At 75.9% G+C, this 19545-nt stretch carries 11 protein-coding genes; 4 read left to right on the top strand and 7 right to left on the bottom strand.

Features of this window, described 5'->3' with window-relative positions; all coding sequences use genetic code 11:
* Nucleotides 1-2 precede the first annotated feature (2 nt).
* The 3 genes from recD to recC are packed head-to-tail and all read right to left on the bottom strand — an operon-like array spanning nucleotide 3 to nucleotide 8541.
* Nucleotides 3-1778, bottom strand: a complete 1776-nt coding sequence (gene recD, locus Q0858_RS15290) for an exodeoxyribonuclease V subunit alpha (RefSeq protein ID WP_299056128.1) — start codon at nucleotides 1776-1778, stop codon at nucleotides 3-5.
* Nucleotides 1775-5158: a UvrD-helicase domain-containing protein gene (locus Q0858_RS15295; RefSeq protein WP_299056131.1), complete on the bottom strand. Its 3384-nt coding sequence runs from the start codon at nucleotides 5156-5158 to the stop codon at nucleotides 1775-1777. Before Q0858_RS15295 ends, recD begins: the two co-directional genes overlap by 4 nt.
* Nucleotides 5155-8541, bottom strand: a complete 3387-nt coding sequence (gene recC, locus Q0858_RS15300) for an exodeoxyribonuclease V subunit gamma (protein ID WP_299056134.1) — start codon at nucleotides 8539-8541, stop codon at nucleotides 5155-5157. The genes Q0858_RS15295 and recC overlap by 4 nt, the downstream gene beginning before the upstream one ends.
* A 57-nt stretch (nucleotides 8542-8598) precedes the next feature.
* On the opposite strand from recC, the gene Q0858_RS15305 reads away from it, so the two are divergent.
* From Q0858_RS15305 to Q0858_RS15315, 3 genes are all read left to right on the top strand, one after another.
* On the top strand, nucleotides 8599-9810 hold the full coding sequence (locus Q0858_RS15305; protein WP_299056136.1) for an SGNH/GDSL hydrolase family protein: 1212 nt from the start codon (nucleotides 8599-8601) through the stop codon (nucleotides 9808-9810).
* Between the two features lie 52 nt (nucleotides 9811-9862).
* A complete protein-coding gene (locus Q0858_RS15310; RefSeq protein ID WP_299056138.1) occupies nucleotides 9863-10969 on the top strand; it encodes an MFS transporter in 1107 nt (368 codons plus the stop codon).
* Nucleotides 10970-11061: 92 nt separating this feature from the next.
* Nucleotides 11062-12258 carry a GDSL-type esterase/lipase family protein gene (locus Q0858_RS15315; protein WP_299056140.1) on the top strand — a complete coding sequence of 399 codons (1197 nt, stop codon included), beginning with the start codon at nucleotides 11062-11064 and terminating at the stop codon, nucleotides 12256-12258.
* 4 nt (nucleotides 12259-12262) lie between these two features.
* Here Q0858_RS15315 and Q0858_RS15320 read toward each other — a convergent pair whose 3' ends face one another.
* From Q0858_RS15320 to ctlX, 3 genes are all read right to left on the bottom strand, one after another.
* Nucleotides 12263-12490, bottom strand: coding sequence for a hypothetical protein (locus Q0858_RS15320; RefSeq protein ID WP_299056141.1), 228 nt, complete (start codon nucleotides 12488-12490; stop codon nucleotides 12263-12265).
* A 40-nt stretch (nucleotides 12491-12530) separates the two neighbouring features.
* Complete coding sequence (locus Q0858_RS15325) at nucleotides 12531-15995, bottom strand: error-prone DNA polymerase (RefSeq protein WP_299056143.1); 3465 nt, start codon at nucleotides 15993-15995, stop codon at nucleotides 12531-12533.
* A gap of 62 nt (nucleotides 15996-16057) precedes the next feature.
* Nucleotides 16058-17092: a citrulline utilization hydrolase CtlX gene (gene ctlX, locus Q0858_RS15330; protein WP_299056145.1), complete on the bottom strand. Its 1035-nt coding sequence runs from the start codon at nucleotides 17090-17092 to the stop codon at nucleotides 16058-16060.
* Nucleotides 17093-17157: 65 nt separating this feature from the next.
* Here ctlX and Q0858_RS15335 point away from each other — a divergent pair, with 65 nt between their 5' ends.
* Nucleotides 17158-17613: a DUF6194 family protein gene (locus Q0858_RS15335; RefSeq protein ID WP_299056147.1), complete on the top strand. Its 456-nt coding sequence runs from the start codon at nucleotides 17158-17160 to the stop codon at nucleotides 17611-17613.
* 328 nt (nucleotides 17614-17941) lie between these two features.
* Here the strand turns inward: Q0858_RS15335 and Q0858_RS15340 are convergent, their stop codons facing one another.
* Nucleotides 17942-19540, bottom strand: coding sequence for a DNA polymerase Y family protein (locus tag Q0858_RS15340; protein WP_299056149.1), 1599 nt, complete (start codon nucleotides 19538-19540; stop codon nucleotides 17942-17944).
* Between the last annotated feature and the right edge of the window lie 5 nt (nucleotides 19541-19545).

The following is a 19545-nucleotide window of genomic DNA, read 5'->3' on the forward strand; positions in this document are numbered from 1 at the left end:
CCCTAGCGATCCGTGGCCGCGAGGCGCTGCCGCAACCCGGTGGCGCGCTGGGCGCGGGCCTCGACGGCACGGCGGACCGAGGCCTCCGAGCCGACGACACGGACGCGACGCTGCGCCCGGGTGACCGCCGTGTAGAACAGCTCGCGGGTCAGCAGCCGGGAGTCCTCCTCGGGCAGCAGGACCGTCACGGTGCCCGCCTGGCTGCCCTGACTCTTGTGCACCGTCATCGCGTGCATGGTCTCCAGCGCGCCGATCCGACCGGGCGCCACCTCGCGGCCACCCCCGAAGAACGCGCGCAGCCTCCCCGCGGAGGGGACGACGACACCGGTCTCGCCGTTGTAGAGGTCGAGCGTGTAGTCGTTCTCGGTGACCAGCAGCGGCCGGCCCGCGTAGAACGGTCCGTACGTCGGCGCCACCCCGGCGGCCTCGTCGTCCTCGGCGAGCCACCGCTCGACCTGGCGGTTCCACCACCCGACGCCCCAGGGACCCTCGCGGTGGGCGCACAGCAGACGGTGGGTGTCGAGACCGGCCAGCGCCGCGTCGACGTCGCCGCGGCGGGCGGCGTCGCGCACCTCCCGGGCCGCACCGAGACTGGCGTCCCGCAGCGCCTCCGCCGCCTCCTCGGGTCCGTCGACGGCCACGAGCCCCACCTCGTCGGAGTCCCGGGAGAGGACCGCCATGACGCCGTCGGCGTCGCCCTCCCGCAGGCGCTCGGCGAGGTCGTTGATGTCGGGGGTCGAGCGGTGGTTGGTGCGCAGCGCCGCGACGGGCAGGCTGGTGGGGCCGGCCGCGTCGACGAGGTCGCCGAGCACGGCCCCTGCGCCCACGGAGGTCAGCTGCTCCGGGTCTCCGACGAGCAGCAGCCGCGCCTGCGGACGGACGGCCTCCAGCAGGCGACCGGTCATCGTCAGGTCGACCATGGACGACTCGTCGACCACGACCACGTCGTGACCGAGGCGGTTGCCGCGGTGGTGGCGGAACCGCGTGGCGTTGTCGGGGCGCCACCCGAGCAGGCGGTGCAGCGTGACGCCGGCCAGCCGGGGCGCCCGGGCGACGAGCTCGGCCGCGGCCGGCTGGTCCGCGAGGTCGGCCAGCTCCGCACGGATGGCCTCCTCGAGCCGCGTCGCGGCCTTGCCGGTCGGCGCGGCCACGGCGACCGAGAGCCGCTCGCCGCGGGCGTGGGCCTGGTCGGCGAGCAGCAGCAGCACGCGGGCGACCGTCGTGGTCTTGCCGGTCCCGGGTCCGCCCGTCAGCAGGGCGGTGCGGGAACGGACGGCGACCGCGGCGGCGTCGCGCTGCTCGTCGCTGAAGTGCTCCCCGGCCAGCGCGGCGAGGGCCGCGGCCAGGCGGGCCTCGTCGACTCCCGGCACCGGCAGCGCCGCGCGGGCGAGCAGGTCGTCGGCGACCTGCGTCTCGAGCCGGTGGTAGCGGTCCAGGTAGACCAGGCCGCCGTCGACGTGGAGCATCCCGGCCCGCGTCAGCGGCGAGGCCGCGACCGCGTCGCGCCAGGCCGCGGGCTCTGGCCAGGGCAGGTCGGCGAGGTCGCGGACGTCGTCGAGGTCCAGGGCGACGGCGCCGCGCCGTACCGCGCGGACCAGGAGCGCGACCGCCAGCACCACGCTGTCGTCGTCCTCCCCGCCGAGCGCGGCGGTCCGGCGGGCGACGTGCACGTCGGCGGCGGTGAGCAGGCCCGCGGTGTTGCCCGCCGCCAGCAGACCGGTCGCCCGCAGCGCGAGACGGTGGTCCGCGGCGTCGCTGGGCTCGAAGAGCTCGGTCACGACGCACCCCCGCGCAGGTCGGCCCCGTCGAGCAGGTCGGACATGGCGGTCACCAGCGCGGTCGGGGGCCGCCAGGCGAAGACACCGCACGGCTGGCCGTCGACCACGGGCGTGTCAGCGCCGGCCATGCCGCGCAGGTACAGGTACAGCACGCCCCCGAGGTGGCGTGCCGGGTCGTACCCGGGACGGCGCCAGCGGAGGAAGCGGTGCAGGACGACGGCGTACAGCAGCGCCTGGAGAGGGTAGTCGGAGTGCGTCATGGCCTCCGCCAGGGCGTCGGGCGTGTAGCGGCCCGCGGTGAGGGGCTCGTCGAAGCCGCCGAGCCAGTTGGTCTTGTAGTCGACGACAAGGTACCGCTCGTCGGGCGCGGTGCCCGCGCGCAGGACGACGTCGACGGACCCGGTGAGGTAGCCGCGGAGGCTCTGCCGGCCCAGCGGGCCGCGCAGGGTGGCGGCGTACGGGCGCACCGGGTCGTCCGCTGGGAGGTGCTGCTCGAGCAGGGGGGCGAGCTCGCCCAGCAGGACCTCGCGTGCCCCGGGCCCGTCGTCACCGGGGCCACCGCGGTCGCCGCCGGCGAGGGGGAGCTCGAACTCCATCTCGACCAGCCGCTCCGCGAGGGGGAGGTCGCGCAGCCGTGCGCCCTCCGCCAGGGGTCCGAGCGGGGTGTCGCAGGCGGCCACCAGGGCGTCGAGGACGAGGTCGGGGTCGACCGCGACGGCCCACTGGTCGCCCTGCTCGGCCACGTGGCCGGCGAGCTCGGCGCGCCAGTCGGCGGCGGCCGGGTCGGCGAGCTCCAGGACCGCGTGCACGAGCGAGCCGAACGTGGCCCCGGTCGGCAGCGTCGCCATCGGGGAGACCACGTCGGCGACCCCCGTGGGCAGGCCGAGGGCCGGAGCGGTCCCCGTCGGCGCGACGGCCTCGTCGTCGCGGACCTGGACCTCCGGCTCGCTGGTGGGCGGCAGGACGGCGCCCTGGTCGGGGCCGGCGGCGAGGTTGTCGAGCCGACTCAGGGACGAGTAGGAGCTGCGGCGCCAGTCGGTGTCGACCGTGCGGGTGAAGCGGCGCACCGCGAGGGCCGGGTCGGGGCGCGAGGGCAGCGGCGGGCCGCCGTCGGGGTGGTCGGCGCGCTCCACGACCGGTCCGCCCGCGGCCTCCCAGGCCGCGAGCCGGGCGGCCATCTCGTCGTCCGACGGGGGCGTCGGGGCCACGGGCACCACCGGGGAGCCGGGCTCGCGCATCAGCAGCCGGTGGAGCGGGGACGCCACGACGTTCGAGGTCGGCGTCCACCAGGTGACGACCTGGGACTGCGCCCGCGTCATGGCGACGTACAGGTAGCGGAGCCACTCCCCCGCCTCCTCGGCGTGCCAGCGCGCGACGTGGTCGGACCAGCCGTCGCCGCCGTTGCCGACGTTGCGGCAGCGGGTGCCGTCGGCGTCGTGGAAGAGGGGGCGGTTCGGGTCGGGCACCCAGCGGTCGGCGACGGCGGGGAGGTACACCACCGGGTACTCGAGGCCCTTGGAGGCGTGGATCGTCACGAGCTGCACCGCCGCCGCGTCGGAGTCGAGGCGCCGGGTGCGCTCGGCGCCCTTGCGCTCGCGGCCCAGCCTCACCTGCTCGCGCAGCCACCCGAGGAGGGAGACCAGGCCGAGCCGCTCGGTCAGGGCGGCCTCGTGCAGCAGCTCGCCGACGTGACGGAGGTCGGTGAGCTGCCGCTCGCCGCCGACGACCCGCAGCACCCGGGCGGGCAGGCCACCGGCGGTGGCGGTCTCGAGGACGGCGGCGACGCCACGCTGGCGGAACAGCTCGGTCCAGCCGCGGAAGGTCTCGGCGACCGCGTCGGTGACCTCCTCGCCCCCGGCGTCCAGCTCGGCGGCGCCCAGCCCGACGAACGAGGTGAGGGCGGCGGCCCGCACGCGTGCGCTGCGGTGGGGCTGCTCCAGGGCCTCGAGGAGGACCACCCACTCGTCGGCCGCGGGGGTCGCGAACACGCTCCCCCCGCCCGCGATGACGGCGGGGACGCCCTCGGCGAGCAGGGCGTCCCGGGCCGCGGCGAGGTCGGCGTGGCGGTAGGCCACGACCGCGACGTCGCGGGCCTGGACCGCCCGGCCGCACCAGGTCGCCCCGGAGCCGAGGAGCCGGTGGACGTCGCGGGCGAGGTCGGTGGCGACCCGCGGGCGCGACACCTTGACGGCGACCAGGCCGTCGCGTCCCCGCCGGTCGAAGTCGTCGGTGCGCAGCGTCCGGAGCCGGAACGGCGGCAGCGGGGCCCCGTCCGCGCCGAGGAGCCGGCTGCCGCCGTGGTGGGCGACCACGTCGCCGACCGTGATCCCCTCGCCCAGCTCGGCGCCGCCGAGCAGGACCTGGAGCCGCTCCAGCAGCGCGCTGTCGCTGCGCCGGTTGACGCCGAGCGAGCGGCGGGCGCCCGCGGTGGCCGCGGCCTCAAGGTAGGTGGAGACGTCACCGCCGCGGAAGGCGTAGATGGCCTGCTTGGGGTCGCCGATCAGGACCATCGTGGCGTGCCCGGAGAAGGCACGGTCCAGGACCTGCCACTGCACCGGGTCGGTGTCCTGGAACTCGTCGACGAGGACGATCCGCCAGCGGCGGCGCATGCGGAGGCGGGCGGCGCCGTCCTCGTCGGCGAGCGCGTCGGCCAGCCGGCTCAGCAGGTCGTCGTAGGACAGGATCCCCTGGCGGCGCTTGCGGCGGTCCACCTCGCGGCGCACCGCCCGGGCGAAGGCGACCTTGCGTCCCTCGGTCGTGGTGCGGTCCGCGTCGGCGGGCTCGAGCCGGGCCTGCGGGTCGCCGACCGCGTCGGCGGCGATCGCGCGGGCGGTTTCGTGGTCGAAGACGGGCGGGGCGTCGGCGTAGGCGAAGGCGCGCAGGTAGAGGTCGTCGACGACCTCGCCCAGCAGCTCGTCGAGGTTCTCCACGAGCTGCGAGGACGGGTCGACGTCGCCCGCGACGCCGAGCGAGTCGAGCACCAGGCTGCAGAACTGGTGGGTGGTCACGATGGTCGCGGCGTCGTACGCCGCCAACGCCTCGCGCACCCGCACCCGGCCGGCCGCCCGCTCCGCGTCGGGCAGGTCGCGCAGGAGCCGGACGAGGTCGGAGTCCGTCTCGGCGGTCTCGTCGTCCTCCCCGGCGAGCACGCGCTCCGCCTCGACCAGCTGGGCGCGGACACGCTCGCGCAGCTCGCGGCTGGCCGCGCGCCCGAACGTGACGACGAGCATGTCGTCGAGCCGGGCGTGGCCGGACACCACCATGCGGGTCACGAGCGCACCGATCGTCCAGGTCTTGCCGGTGCCGGCGCTGGCCTCCAGCAGGACGGTGCCGACCGGGAGGTCCGCGGTGACGTCGAACGGGCTCGGCGACGTGGTCACAGGCCCCTCACCTCCTCGTGGGCCAGGAGCGGCTCCCAGACCCTGCGGGCGGCCGACGGCAGGCCCGCCTCGAGCAGGACGCGCAACGGCGTCGCGGGACCCCAGACCCGCACGTGCGCGGCCTCGGCGTCCTCCTTCGGGAAGGCGCGGGGGTTGTGCACGTCGGTCACCCACTCCTTGGCGGCCTCCTCCGCGGGGTCGATGCGTGAACCGCCCGCGCGCCGGGCGGCCGCCGCGGCGTACGCCTCGCCGGTCTCCGCGGGGAGCGGCATCGGCTGCCGCAGGCCCGCGTCGCGCAGGCGCACCAGGTCGGCGAGCAGCGCCGGGCCCCGGTCGTGCACCCCTCCGGCGAGCGCGCGTCGCGCCCCGCGGGAGGCGCGGCCGACCGCGTGGGAGGTCCAGGGCGTGGCGACGTCCTGTGCGGACAGCGCCAGGAGGTCCACCCACCCGGCCAGCCGGTGGGTGGCCTTGAGGCGGGAGTACCCGAGACGGACCACCCGGTCGGCGTGGACACCGGTGACCGTGCCGACGACGCGGCGCCCCGCGAGGTCGCCGCCCAGCTCGACGTCCACGTCGACCGCCCGGGGTCCTCCCTCGCGGAGCGCGACGGTGCTGTTCCACAGCTGCTGGCACTCCTGCGCGACCTCGCGCAGGGAGGCCTCGCCGAGCTGGCCGGGCCCCAGCCGACCCCCGAGCAGCTCGGCGTGGAGCAGGGCGTCGACGTCGGCACCCGCGAGCATCTCGCGCAGCAGGTGGTCCCCCATCTCCCACTTCGCCAGCTGCTTCAGGGTGACGGGGATCGCCGTCGCCTTCTCGCCGACGAGGCGGGACGTCGCCACGTCGAGGCGCTCCCGCAGGAACGTCGCCACCGGCCGGGCCAGGAACCGGCGGAGGTCGTCGAGGGAGACCTCGGTCTCGACCGGGCGCTCCGGGAGGGGGCCGGTCAGCAGCGGCGCGGGCTCGTGGCGGTCCGCCACCAGGGCCCGGGCGCCCGCCAGGCTGGTGGGGTCGAAGCCGAAGGGCCGCCGGTCGGGTCCCTCCAGCCCGTCGACCGCCCACTCCGGCGGGTCGTCGGCGGGGGGCCCGCCCTTGAGGTTGCGGGGGTCGTGGGCCTGGAGGGGGTGGCGCACGACGACCCGGTGGCCGTCGGGGAGGGTCGCCGTCCGCTCGGCGGCGTCGACGAGCTCGCCGAGCGGCACGGCGGGCGGTCGGCGCGCGCCGGTGTGCTCGTCCGCGCCGTCGTAGGTCACGACCAGGTGCTCCCCGGCGGCCAGCACCGCGTCGAGGAGGAGCTGGCGGTCCTCACCGCGCGCGTCGCGCTCCCCGGTCAGGGGCCGCCGGGCGAGCACGTCGTCGCCGTCCGGCACGGCCGCGCGGGGGAACGTGTCGTCGGAGAGGCCGAGCAGGCACACGACGCGGTGGGGCACCGACCGCATCGGCTTCATCGTGGCCACCGTCAGCGTGCCGGTGCGGAAGTTGGCGCGGGTCGCCCGGGACGTGAGCCGGGTGGCGAGCATGGCGCGGGCGTCGGCGAGGCCGAGCTCGGCGGCGCCGTCCCCACCCTGCGCGGCCCGGTCCAGCTCGCGCTCGAGCTGCGACCACTGCCAGACCTCGTCGGCGGGCACGTCACCCAGCGCTCGGACGCCGTCGCGCAGCGCGGCGGTCCACACCCTCACCGGCCCGGCCTCCTCGAGGGCGCGCAGGCAGCCGTCGAGGCGGTCCACCATCTCGGCGAGACGCCCGGCTAGCTCGACCTCCCCGCTGCCCACGTCGTCGAGGGGCAGCCCCCGACCCACGTGGCGGTGGTCGTCGCCGCTCATCGCCACGCCCAGCAGCACGCGGTCGAGCCCGGCCCGCCAGGTGTTGTGCCCGAAGGACTGCATCGCGAACGGTGCGCGGGCCTCCTCGTCGAGCCCCCACCGGACCCCCGCGGCCTCGACCCATCGCTGCACCCGGTCGAGGTCGTCGTCGTCCAGCGCGAAGCGCCGGCGGACGACGTCGGAGGCCATCACGTCGAGGACCTCGGTGGTGGTGACCCGGCCGCCGCTCAGCTGCAGCAGCCGGTCGGCCAGGGCCAGCAGCGGGTTGGTGCTGCCCGGGGAGCGGTCGGCCAGCCGCACCCGGAGGCGGTGCCCCGGGTGCACCGCGGGCGCCAGGTCGCCCCGGTCGGACGAGGAGAGCCCGAACCCCGCCGAGACCAGGGGCGCGAAGGCCTCGATGTCGGGGCACATGACCACGATGTCGCGGGGCTCGAGGGTGGGGTCGTCCTCGAGCAGCCCGACGAGGACCTCGCGCAGCACGTCGACCTGCCGCGACGGGCCGTGGCAGGCGTGGACCTGCAGGCTGCGGTCGTCGGCCGCGACCACCCGCGACTCCCGGGTGGCCGGGTCGGGGGCGGTGTCGGCGCGCAGGTCGGCCCGCAGCCAGTTGAGCAGCGTGGTCGCCTCCGGCTCCGGCGGCACCGTGACGGCGGCGTCGGGGAGGTGCGCCAGGGCGCGACCGAGCTCGCGGGAGTCGCGGCCCAGGGAGGCGAGCAGCGGGTGACCACCGAGGTCGGCGGTGGCGTCCTCGGCGCGGGGCACGGGTCCGCCGGGCGCCGCGGCGCGGACGGCGTCCCACAGGACGGCGGACGGCACGGGCAGCCAGAGGTGGACGTCGCGGTGCTCGCCGAGCGAGGTGAGGAGCTCCACCTCGCTCGCGGGCAGGCGGGTGTGGCCGACCAGCGAGAGGCGGCCCGGCAGGGCCAGGCCGTCGCCCCCGGCGGCGAGGCGGTCGAGCACCGTGGCCTGCCGCTCGTCGGGCGGAGGCGCGCCGACGCGGGGCAGCAGCCGCCGCCACAGCTCGGCCTGCCAGATCAGGTCGGCCTCGAGCGGGCGTCCGGTGCCGTCGGTGTCGTCGCCGGCCCGCCAGGCGGTGACCAGGCCCGGCCGCTGGACGGCGTACGACGCGAACAGGCTCGCGAGCCGGTGGGCGACCGACCAGCGACGAGCCCGCCGCAGCTCGCCGTCGGGGCCGTCCACGCCGTGGCCGAGGTGCGCGGAGAGCGTCTCGCACCAGGGCTCGCCGAGGCTGGCGTCGATGGTCTCCAGCAGGGGCCAGACGAGCCGGTCCGGCGCCCACGGGTCGTCGCGCTCACGGTCGAGCAGCATCGCGACCAGGGAGGCGGGGTTGAGGAACCGCACCCCGGCGCACACCCCGTCGCCACCCCGGGCCCCGACACCGAGACGGTGGCTCAGGCGCTGCGCGAGCCACCGCTCGACCCCCTTCGTCGGCACCACGACGACCTCCTCGACGAACGGGTCGTCGACCGGCTCGGCCAGGAGCGCGGCGAGACCCTCGGCGAGGGCCGCCGTGCCGGGCGCGTGGTGGACGGTGAGGGACACGCCGACGACCCTGCCACGGTCCACCGACAGCGGCCGGCGGACGGCTACCGTCGCCGGGTGCGGCTCCCCTTCCCCGGCCGGCCGGCCGCCGTCGTCCTGCGCGCCCTCCTGCTCGCGCTCCTGGTGGCGGGCCCGGCGTCCGTCGGTTCCGCGGCCCCCGCGGCCGCCGACCCCGACCGACCGCGGGTGCTGCCCCTGGAGCGTGAGGGCCAGCCCGACGACACCGACGGCGACGCCCAGCGCTGCGCCCCTCTCGACCCGGCGCGGCGCCCGCTGCGGGTGATGTTCGTCGGCGACTCGATGACCCAGGGCCTGTCGGGCTCGGCCACCTACCGCTACTGGGTGTGGCGCGGGCTGCAGGAGGCCGGCGTGGACGCGGAGTTCGTCGGGCCGCGGCTGCGGACCCACCGGGCGCCGCGGGACGTGCCACCGCGGGCGTCGTACGAGCACCTCGACCACGGCTTCGACCGCCAGCTGGCCCACGCGGCGCTCGCGGGGTCGACGTTCCTGACCCACCCGGACCCGCCGCGGGTGCTGGCGCGGCGCTACGACCCGGACGTCGTCGTCCTCCAGCTCGGCTACAACGACGCGAACCACGCCGACGGCACCGAGATCGCCCGTCGGACGGCGGCCTTCGTGCGGTCGTTCCGCCACGTCGACGAGACCCGGGGCGAGCGGCCCACCCGCTTCGTCCTCGGGCAGATCCCCCTCGCCGGCCGGAGCGGGTCGCGGCCCCTGGCCGAGCGCAACGGGGTCACCCGGGAGGCCAACCGCCTCGTCGGCGAGGAGCTCGCGGAACCGTGCCTCACCGTGCCCAACGACCTGCGCACCGGCAGCGCCCCGCGGTGGCGACCGGTCCGGGACACCTTCGACGGCCGGCACCCCAACACGGCCGGCGAGACGATCATCGCCCAGCGGATGCTCGACGCCCTGCGCCTGCTCGGCGTGCTGCGGGGCCGCCCCGACGTCTACCGGCCCGACGAGCCGTGGACGCCGGGCCTCGAGCTGACCGGTGAGGCCGTCGACGGCGGCGACCAGCGGCTCGACTGGGCGGAGTCGGAGCGGTTGGCCGGCGCGGACCGGGCACGGCTCCGGATCACGCCTCCGGGCCGGGCGCCGCGCCTCACGGCGTGGACCGCCGGCACGTCGGTGATCCTGCCCCTGCGCCCCGGCACCGAGGTCTCGTTGGTCCTGCGTCGCGGCGGCGCCCCGGGACGGATGGTCACCGCGCCGGGTCCCGCGTACGTGGTGCCTCCCGCTGAGGGCTGAGCCGGGCCGCGCCGGGCTGGTCCGCTGGCAGGTCGCGCACGGCACCCTGTCGGTGCCGCAGGCGGCCGCCCCGATCGCGTTCGGGCTGCTGGGGCTGCAGGCGACGGGGAGTGCACGGGCGGGCGCCGCGATGGTGCTGGCGATGACGGCCGCCCAGATCGCGGGCGCGGTGCCGCTGTCGCGGGGCGGACGTCACCTCGAGGCGGTGCGGTACCTGCGCGGCCTGCTGGCGCTCCGCGCCGTCGCGCTGCTCGGCATCGCGGGAGCGGTCCTGCTCGCGGCGCCCTTCGTGGTCCTGCTGGTGCTCTCCGCCGCGGCCGGGGTGGTGAACGGCGCGGCCTACGGCCTGGTGCGGACGCTCCTCAACGACGTCGTCGTTCCCGCCCGCCTGCCGCGGGCGCTGGGGATCGCCGCGACCGCGAACGAGGTGGCCTTCGCGACGGCACCGCTCCTCGCCGCGATCGTCGGGGCGCGCTCGCCGGTCGCGGCGCTGCTCGTCGTGGCGGCGATCGGCGCGGCCCCCGTCGTCCTGCTGTCGCCCCGGCGTCTGGCAGTCGGTACGACGGTCAGCGAGGAGGCGTCGGACCCGACGGAGCCGACCGCCGCCCCGGAGCGCCGGCCGTCCCGGGCGGTGCTCCCCTGGCTGTTCTGCGCCCTGGCGGGGAGCTCGGCGGTCGCCTGCGTCGAGGTCGGGGCGGTCTCGCTGGCGCTGGCGGAGGGCCTCGACCCGGCCGGGGCGTTCGTCTTCGCGCTCACCCTGTGCGTCGGGTCCGTCCTCGGCGGGGTGGTGGTCAGCGTCCTGAACCGCCGACTGCCCGTCCGGGCGGTCGTCGTCCTGCTGCTCGCGACCGCCGTCGCCTCGGCGCTGGTGGCCACCTCGTGGCACCTCGCGGTGGTCCTCCTCGGGGCCTTCGGGGTCGGCTTCTGCCTGCCGTTCCTCAGCACGGCGTACTCCTTGCGGGTCGAGGACGCGACCCCGCCGGCCGGCCGGGCGGAGGCGTTCGCGCTGCTGCGGACGGCGAGCTCGCTGGGCGTCGTGCTGGTCAGCGGGCTCATCGCCCTCGCCGGCCTGACGGCGGCGCTGCGGACGGCACCGGTGCTGCTGCTCGCCGCGGTCCTCCTCGTCGCCCTGCCTCGCGCCGGTCCAGGTGTCCGCTAGGCGGGTGGACGAGTGTTCAACTACCGTGGCGGACGTCGCAGGACAAGCCGCCACGCCGTCGACGGCGTGGGTACTCGGGGAGGACCTCACACATGGGCGAGACGACGCACGCCGTGCGCCGGCGTCTCCTCCCCTGGGCACTGACCCTCCTCGGAGCCATGGTCGCCGTCGTGGTCGTGGTCAGCCTGCTCGTCACGCAGGGCCGCGGCGAGCCGTCCGACCCGGTGCCCGGCGAGGTGCAGGTCGCCGACGGCGGCGCCTCGTGCGAGCTCCTCGACCCGGGGGACCGCGACCTGCGGATCATGTTCGTCGGCGACTCGATGACCCAGGGGCGCGCCGGGTCGGCGTCGTACCGCTACTGGGTGTGGCGCGGCCTGCAGGAGAAGCGTGACGACGTCGCGTTCGTCGGGCCGACCATCGCGCTGAACGGCTCCGACGCCCCCGAGGGCTACGAGCACCTCGACCACGGCTTCGACGACAACCTGTTCCACGCCGCCCAGGCGAAGTCGACGTTCGAGAGCCTGGAGGCGCAGTACCCCGTCGCCGACCTGGTGCGGGACCACGAGCCCGACGTGGTCGTGCTGCAGCTGGGTTTCAACGACGCCAACGCCCGCAAGGCCACGCCGGAGGTGATCGCGGCCCGGACGGCGGACTACATGAAGCAGGTGTGGGCGGTCGACGCCGAGCTGGGCCGCGAGCGCACCCGCTTCGTGCTGGGTCAGATCCCCACGGCCGAGCAGCCGTCGAAGCAGGTGACCACCGAGGCGAAGAACGAACGCACCGACGCCGCCAACGAGCTCATCGAGCAGCAGTGGGGCTCCCGGCCCTGCCTGGTGCAGGTGAACCGGCTGCGCACCGGGTCGAGGCTCACCTGGTCACCGGCCGAGTACACCTACGACGGCTCGCACCCGGACGCCCCCGGCGAGACCCTGATGGCGGACCGGATGCTGTCCGCCATGGGCCGGCTCGGGGTGTTCGACGGCAAGGTCCGGGTGTACGACGCCGACGAGACGTGGGACCCCGCCCCCCGCATCGCGGCGGGCGTCCTGGACGACGGTCGTGTGCGGGTGACCTGGGAGGGCGAGCGGGAGCGCTCCAGCGCCGACGCCATCCGCCTGCAGATCCTCACGGACGGCGAGCGTCAGCGGTCGGCCTGGACCGACACCCCCAGCACCACGCTGTCCCTGGGCCCCGGCACCCACGAGCTCCGCGCGCAGGTGCGCCGCGGCCTGCCCGGCCGGATGGTCTCCGAGCCGGGCCCGGCCGTGACGGTCGAGGTGCCGGAGTAGGGACTCAGTCGTTCGTCGGCTTCCCGCTGTACGGCGAGGCGTTGGGCCCGGCGGTGCCCTCCTGGGGCTTGGAGCCCTCGACGCCGGTGGCGCCGTCGATGTTGTCGTCGTCCTCGGGGTGGGTGGGGTAGCCGGCCGTCGCCTGGTCGGGGTAGATCTCCTGGCCGGCGTCGGCCATCGACTCCGCGTCGGAGACCTGGCCTGCGGACTGGGTCGGCTTGTCGTCGCTCATGTGGTCCCGGTACCCGCGGGGTGGCCCGGCTGACCCGCGCTCACTGGAAGTCACGTGAGCGGTGCCGCGCGGCGAGCGCCGCACCGGCGTCCGGGTGGAGGGTCTCGAGGGCGTCGAGGCGGTCGGCGACGAGGTTGACCACCCCCTCGGAGCGCTCGACGATCCCGCGGACCAGCAGCCCGGCGGAGTGGGTGGCGAGGCGGCGCTGGCGCTTCCACAGGCCGGGCGAGCAGACGACGTTCAGCATCCCGGTCTCGTCCTCGAGGTTGAGGAACGTCGTCCCACTGGCCGTCCCGGGCCGCTGGCGGTGGGTGACGAGGCCGCCGACGACGTACCGGCGGCCGGGCTCGACCCTCCAGCAGTCGGCGACCGACCGGATGCCCGCCGCCGTCAGCCGCGAGCGGAGGTGCACGAAGGGGTGGCCCTCCGGGGAGGTGCCGGTCGCCCAGAGGTCGGCGAGGGTGGTCTCGACGTCGTCCATCGTCGGCAGCGTCGGCGGCGGCCCGGCGACGCGGATGCCCTCGAGGTGGCCCTCGGACTCGGTGTGGCCCGAGGCCCACAGCGCCTCGCGGCGGTTCCAGCCGCCGCCGAAGTCGCAGGCGTCGAAGGCGCCCGCGGTGGCCAGCGCCTCCAGCTGGGCGGACTCCAGCCGGGCGCGCCGCGACAGGTCGACGAGGTCGGCGTACGGCCGCTCGGCACGTGCGGCCACGATCCGCTCCGCGACCTCGGTGCTGATCCCGCGGACGGCGTCCAGCCCCTGCCGTACGGCGTACGCGCCGTCGCGGCGGTGGGTCGGACAGGGGTCCGGCGCGTGCTCGTCGTACGGCGTGGGCACGTGGTCGCCGGCGACGCACGCGTCGAGCCCGGTCGGGCCGGGGGCGTGGCCGTCCAGGAGCTCGAGGTCGGCCTCCGCGGCGGAGCGCACCAGGCAGGGGCGGAGCACCTCGATGCCGTGGCGGGTGGCGTCCTGGGTCAGCGACTGCGGGGAGTAGAAGCCCATCGGCTGCGAGCGCAGCAGCCCGGCGAGGAACGCCGCGGGGTAGTGCAGCTTGAACCACGAGCTGGCGTAGACGAGCACCGCGAAGGACAGCGAGTGGGACTCGGCGAACCCGAAGTTCGCGAACGACAGGATCTGCACGTAGACCCGGTCGGCGAGCTCACGGCTCATGCCCTTGCCGAGCATCCCGTCGTACAGCGACTCCTTGACGCGCTCGATCCGCTCGACGCCACGCTTGGAGCCCATCGCGCGACGCAGCAGGTCGGCCTCGTCGGCGGTGCAGTCGCCGAGCACCCGCGCCATCTCCATCAGCTGCTCCTGGAACAGCGGCACGCCCAGCGTCCGGCCGAGCACGGGCTCGAGCAGCGGGTGGGCGAAGGTGACCTCCTCCTTCCCGGTGGCGCGGCGGATGTAGGGGTGGACGGCGCCGCCCTGGATGGGGCCGGGGCGGATCAGCGCGATCTCGATCGCCAGGTCGTAGAAGCAGCGCGGGCGCAGCCGCGGCAGGGTGCCGATCTGGGCGCGGGACTCGACCTGGAAGACGCCGATCGAGTCGGCGCGGCAGAGCATGTCGTAGACGGCCGGCTCCTCGCGCGGGATGTCGCGCAGCGGCCACCGCTCGCCGAGGTGGGTCTCGAGGATCTCGGTCATCTGCGCGATCGCGCCAAGCATCCCCAGCCCGAGCAGGTCGAACTTGACCAGACCCATGTACTCGCAGGCGTCCTTGTCCCACTGCAGGACCGTCCGCTTCTCCATCGAGGCGTGCTCGATGGGGCAGACCTCCCCGATCGGGCGCCGCGTCAGGACCATCCCGCCGGAGTGGATGCCGAGGTGGCGCGGGGCGCCGAGGAACTTGTCCGCGAGGTCGAGCACCGGCGCGGGGACGTCGATGCCCGGGTCCTCCTCCGTGCCGCCCTCGGCGACCATCACCCGCGCCCACGACGAGATCTGCTTCGACCACGCGTCCTGCTGGCCCGGGGAGTGCCCCAGCGCCTTCGCGGCGTCGCGGACGGCGGACTTCGGCCGGTAGGTGATGACGTTCGCGACCTGCGCCGCGTTGTCGCGGCCGTAGGTGTCGTAGACCCACTGGATCACCTCCTCGCGGCGGTTGGAGTCGAAGTCGACGTCGATGTCGGGCTCCTCGTCGCGGTGGGTGGAGATGAACCGCTCGAACGGCAGCCGGTAGAACACCGGGTCGATCACCGTGATCCCCAGCGCGTGGCAGACCGCGGAACTCGCCGCGCTCCCCCGCCCCTGGCAGACGATCCCCTGGCTGCGCGCGAACGCGACAATGTCGTGGACGATCACGAAGTAGCCCGCGAACTCCTTGTCCGCGATCACGGACAGCTCGTGCTCCACCCGCTCGCGGGCGTCGATCTCCAGCGGGCCCCCGGCGTACGTCGACTCGAAGCCGCGCTCGGTCAGCACCCGCAGCCAGCTGGTCGCCGTGTGGCCCGCCGGGATGCCGCGGTCGGGCAGCCGCGGGGTGGCGCGCTGGAGGTCGAAGGCGCACTCCTCGGCCAGCACCACGCTGCGGGCCACCGCGCCGGGGTGGCGCGCGAACCGCCGCGCCATCTCGTCGCCCGAGCGCAGGTGGGCGCCGCCGGCGGCGGGCAGCCAGCCGTCCATCTCGGCGAGGCTGCGGCGCGCGCGGACGGCGGCCATCGCCGCCGCCAGCCGGCCGTCGACGGGGCGTGCCTGGTGGACGTTGCCCGTCGCGAGCGTCGGCAGCCCCGCCTCGGCGGCGAGCGCGGCGAGGGCGTCGTTGGTCTCGGTGTCGCCGGGGTGGCCGTGGTCGGTGAGCTCCACGGCGACGTTGTCGTGCCCGAACCGCGCGACGAGGTCGGCGAGGGCCTCCCGTGCCGGGCCCGCGCCGCGGGCGAGGGCCTGGCGCACGGCGCCCTTGCGGCACCCGGTGAGCACCAGCCAGTGGCCGCGCCCGCGGTCGGTGAGCGCGTCGAGGTCGTAGACGGGGCGGCCCTTCACGCCCTCGCCGTTGCCGCGCAGCTGCGCGTCGGTGATCGCCGCGGCCAGCCGGTGGTAGCCCTCCACGCCCCGGGCGAGGACCAGCAGGTGCTGACCGACGGGGTCGGGGATGCCGTTCTGCGGGACCTCGAGGCCGAGGCTCAGCTCGGCGCCGTACACGGTCTTGAGCCCGGTGGAGCCGAACCGGCCGAGGTCCTGCGCGGTCTCCGCGAACAGCGGTGCGCCGTAGAACCCGTCGTGGTCGGTGATCGCCAGCCCGTGCAGCCCGAGCCGCACCGCCTCCGCCACCAGGTCGTCCGGCCCGCTCGCGCCGTCGAGGAAGCTGAAGGAGGAGTGGCAGTGGAGCTCGGCGTACGGCGTCCCGCCTTGGTCGTGGGCGTCGCCGGCGTCGAGGCTCTTGCCCGCGCGGCGCTTCCGCGTCGAGATGGGCGCCTCGACGTCCGGGGCGTCCGGCACCACGGGGCGACCGGAGAGCCGTTTCTCCAGCTCCCGCCACGGCATCGCGGGGTTGTCCCACCCCATCAGCCGCGGTCCCGGTCTCTCACCCCACCACGGTAGTCGAACGCGTGTTCGACGACAACGTCTCAGTCGGTGGCGACGCCCATGAGGTCCCGACCGTCGGCGGTGCGCGGGTCGGCGTCGATGGCCTCGACCGCCTGGGTGATGCCGGGCTCGACCTGCGGCGGGCGCCGGTCGAGGTGGACGCCGGCGATCATGCAGCGCACGGACCCGCCGGCGAGCTCGATGGTGGGGATGTCGACGGCGACGACCTCGCACGACTCCTCGATGGCCGCGACCTGGTCGTCGCGCAGGCTCGCCCGGGCCCGCGCCGACATCACCATGACGTAGCGGCGGCGACCCTCCGGCGTACGCCCGCACAGCTCGACGGCGTTGCCGGCGAACTCGCGGACCTGCTCCTCGGTGATCTCGACGACGGTCCGGCCGTTGACGCTGAGGCGCTCGCGGACCTGCTCCCGACGCTGCTCGTCGGGGATCATCCCGAGCGCGAAGAGGGCCACCTCCGTGCCGACACAGCCGATGACGTTGGTGTGGTAGACCGGCACGCCGCCGGAGTCGACGGCCTCGAAGGCCATCGGCTCGTAGCCGAAGTCGGTGCAGAACCGCTCCAGCACGTGGGTGTCGGCGCGGTGGCTGCGGGCGGCGTACGCGACCCGGGAGACGTGGTCGAGGACCATCGCGCCGGTGCCCTCGAGGAAGATGCCGTCCATCTCGAGGCCGGAGTAGTCGACGATCGTCTGGACGCGGTACTGCCGCTTCAGCATCTCCAGCACGTCGGCGCGGCGCTCGTGGCGGCGATTGGAGGCGTACATCGGGTAGACCGCGACCAGACCGCCGGCGTGGGTGGACAGCCAGTTGTTCGGGAAGACGCTGTCGGGGCGGGTGTGGTCGGAGTCGGAGAACACGTGCACCCGCACCCCGACGTCCCGCAGGGCGTCGGCGACGGCGTCCATCTCGGCCAGCGCCCGCGCCTCGACGTCACCCTCGGACCGGCCCGCGGGGACGTCGGTCTGGAAGGCGTTGTCCGCGGCGGTCGCGGGGTTGGGGTGGAACCGCTCCGCACGGACCAGGACGACTGCTGACGGGGCCTGCGCACTCACGGATCGCGACGCTAACGCACGCCTCGGCCCTCGCGCGCTCCGGCGGTCGCGTCCAGACTCGACCCATGAGCCTGGAGCGCCTGCTGGAGACCGTCCGCGCCCTCGACGGGGTGCTCGAGCTCGCCCCGACCGAGGGCGGACCCTTCCCCGAGATCGCCTGGGGCGACCACTTCTTCTACTACGCCCCGGACGGCGAGGTGCCGACCCGGGAGCAGCCCCACACCACGGTCGTGACGAAGGACTACCCCGACGACACCCTGTGCGACCTCGACCCGCCCGGACGGTGGCGGCTCAACGTCCACGTCGGCGCCGCGACCTTCACCGCGCTGACCGGTGAGGACCCGGGCGACGAGCCCGGCGCGTGGGACTGGACCGCGACGGACGTCGTCCTCCCCCACCCGGTCTACCGGGCGCAGGGGTGGGTCTCGATCGTGTGCCCCTCCCCCGACGGCCCAGCCGCGGACCTGGTGCGGCGGGCCCACGACGACGCACGGCGGCGGGCGGAGCGGCGGGAGGGCTGAGGTGTGAGGACGGACGTGCAGAAGTCCCGACCTGAGGTCGGTGAGGGGCCTGTGAGCCTTGTCTGCACGTCGGTCCTCACCACGGCGGCGTACGCCGTCGGGGGACGGGTAAACCCCGTACGGAAGAACGAGTGCGATCACCGATCCGGGGGCTGATCGGGCCTGATCGGCTCATTGGTCTCGTTCTTGCGCACGCGTCCGGGGCGGGGCGGGTGGGGCGCGGGTAGTCCCTGACGTTCTGACCCGGATCCGGCCAGAATCACGGTCGGAACGTCAGGGACTACCTGGAACACCTGCCGACGACGACCGACCGGACCCACCCGGGGGCTCAGTCGTAGCCCGCCTCGGTCCACCACTCGGTTCCGGCGAGGGCGAGGAGCCAGGCGCGACCGTCGACGCCGACGACCTGGAAGCGGGTGAGGCGCGAGCCGCCGCCCTCCTCCCACCAGGACTCCTCGACGGGCCACGGGCCGGCCCAGGCAGCGACGGGCTGCCAGGGCTCGGCGGCGCTGGTGCGGAAGCGGCCGGGGACGCCGCTCATCGCGCCGCGGTCGTCGACGACGACGGGGCGGCCGTCGCCGGTGACCATCGCCGCGGGCCACGGCTCGGCCAGCACGCGGGCGGGTTGCGGGTCGGGCAGGCGTCCCGGCCAGGGCAGGGCGCGGTCGCGGAGGGCGACGGGGCGTTCGCCGTACGGGACGAGCGCCTGGCGGTCCGCCGGCCCGCGGCCGCCCTGGAGGACGGGCACGAGGACGGCGTCGTGGCCGAGGATGCCCTGCACCTTCGCCAGGCCGCGGGCGACGCGCTCGTCGGTGGAGCCGCCCCACAGGCCCTCGGCGTGGGTGGCCTCACCGACGGCGACCACGGGCACGAAGCGGACCAGCGTCACCGGTGAGCCCACCTGGGTGCCGGTCCGCTGCCCGGCGGGGACGCCGCGCCCCCGGGTCGACCCGGACAGCTGCCAGTGCAGGCGGTCGACGAGGTCGGCGGCGGTGAAGACCCGCGGGTGCAGCCAGTCGCGGCCGACGGCGACGCCGGGGGCGTCCTCGGTCTCCACCTCGACGCGGACCTCGGTGGCCGCGAGCCCGTGGTGGGCGAGGCCGGCGACGAACGCGTCGGCGGTCCGGCGGATCGAAAAGCTGAGCACCTCGACGTTGTCGACGGCCGGCTCGAAGACCTGCTCGCGGGCGAGTTCGGGCGGCGGGGTGCGGGCGCCGAGGTGGCCGACCCCGGTGCCCGCGCCGGAGACGGCGCGGTGGAGCCAGGCGCCGTACGCGCCGAACCGCGAGCCGACCGCGTCGGCGGGCAGCGCGGCGAGGTCACCGAGAGTCCGCAGCCCGAGCCGGCGCAGCAGGGAGACCAGGTCGCCGGCGTCGGGCTGGGTGTCGACGACCTCGACGGGGAGGCCGGCGAGGTACGCCGCGGAGCCGCCGGGCGCGACGACCTCGGTCTCCTGCGGCGCGGCTCGGCGGGCGGCCTGCTCGGCGGTGAACAGGTCGTCGGCGACCCCGACGCGGCAGTCCCAGGCGCCGGCGGTGACGACCTGCTCGGCGAGGACGGCGCCGGCGTGGGCGTCACCCCCGTAGAACACGCCGGGCGAGCGCAGCGCCAGCAGCCCCGGCCGCAGCGGCGCCACCCCCGGTCGCAGCTCCTCGACCGCGGCGAGGATCGGCTCGAAGGCCCGGGCGTCGCGGTCCGGCGCCGCGTCGAGCAGCCGCAGGTCGGGGCAGCCCGACTGGGCGTCGCGCTTCCGCATCCCCCGGCGTACGCCGGTCTCCCGCGCCGCCGCGCTGCACGCGCCGATCCGTCCCTTCTCGAGGACGGCGGCGGGCACGCGCCGCGCGGACTCGGCGGGCATCCCGGCCTCCCACAGCGCCGCGACCACGGGCCAGTCCGGGCACCACACGACCATCACGCGGGCGCCCATCAGAC

The organism is uncultured Nocardioides sp. (genome assembly GCF_947489365.1).
In the GTDB taxonomy this organism is placed as follows: Bacteria; Actinomycetota; Actinomycetes; order Propionibacteriales; family Nocardioidaceae; genus Nocardioides.

Bases quoted from the DNA above. Each gene is read 5' to 3' on its own strand.
- Q0858_RS15340 (WP_299056149.1), bottom strand. From the start codon at position 19,540: ATGGGCGCCCGCGTGATGGTCGTGTGGTGCCCGGACTGGCCCGTGGTC.
- Q0858_RS15320 (WP_299056141.1), bottom strand. From the start codon at position 12,490: ATGAGCGACGACAAGCCGACCCAGTCCGCAGGCCAGGTCTCCGACGCG.
- Q0858_RS15315 (WP_299056140.1), top strand. From the start codon at position 11,062: ATGGGCGAGACGACGCACGCCGTGCGCCGGCGTCTCCTCCCCTGGGCA.
- Q0858_RS15325 (WP_299056143.1), bottom strand. From the start codon at position 15,995: ATGGGGTGGGACAACCCCGCGATGCCGTGGCGGGAGCTGGAGAAACGG.
- Q0858_RS15335 (WP_299056147.1), top strand. From the start codon at position 17,158: ATGAGCCTGGAGCGCCTGCTGGAGACCGTCCGCGCCCTCGACGGGGTG.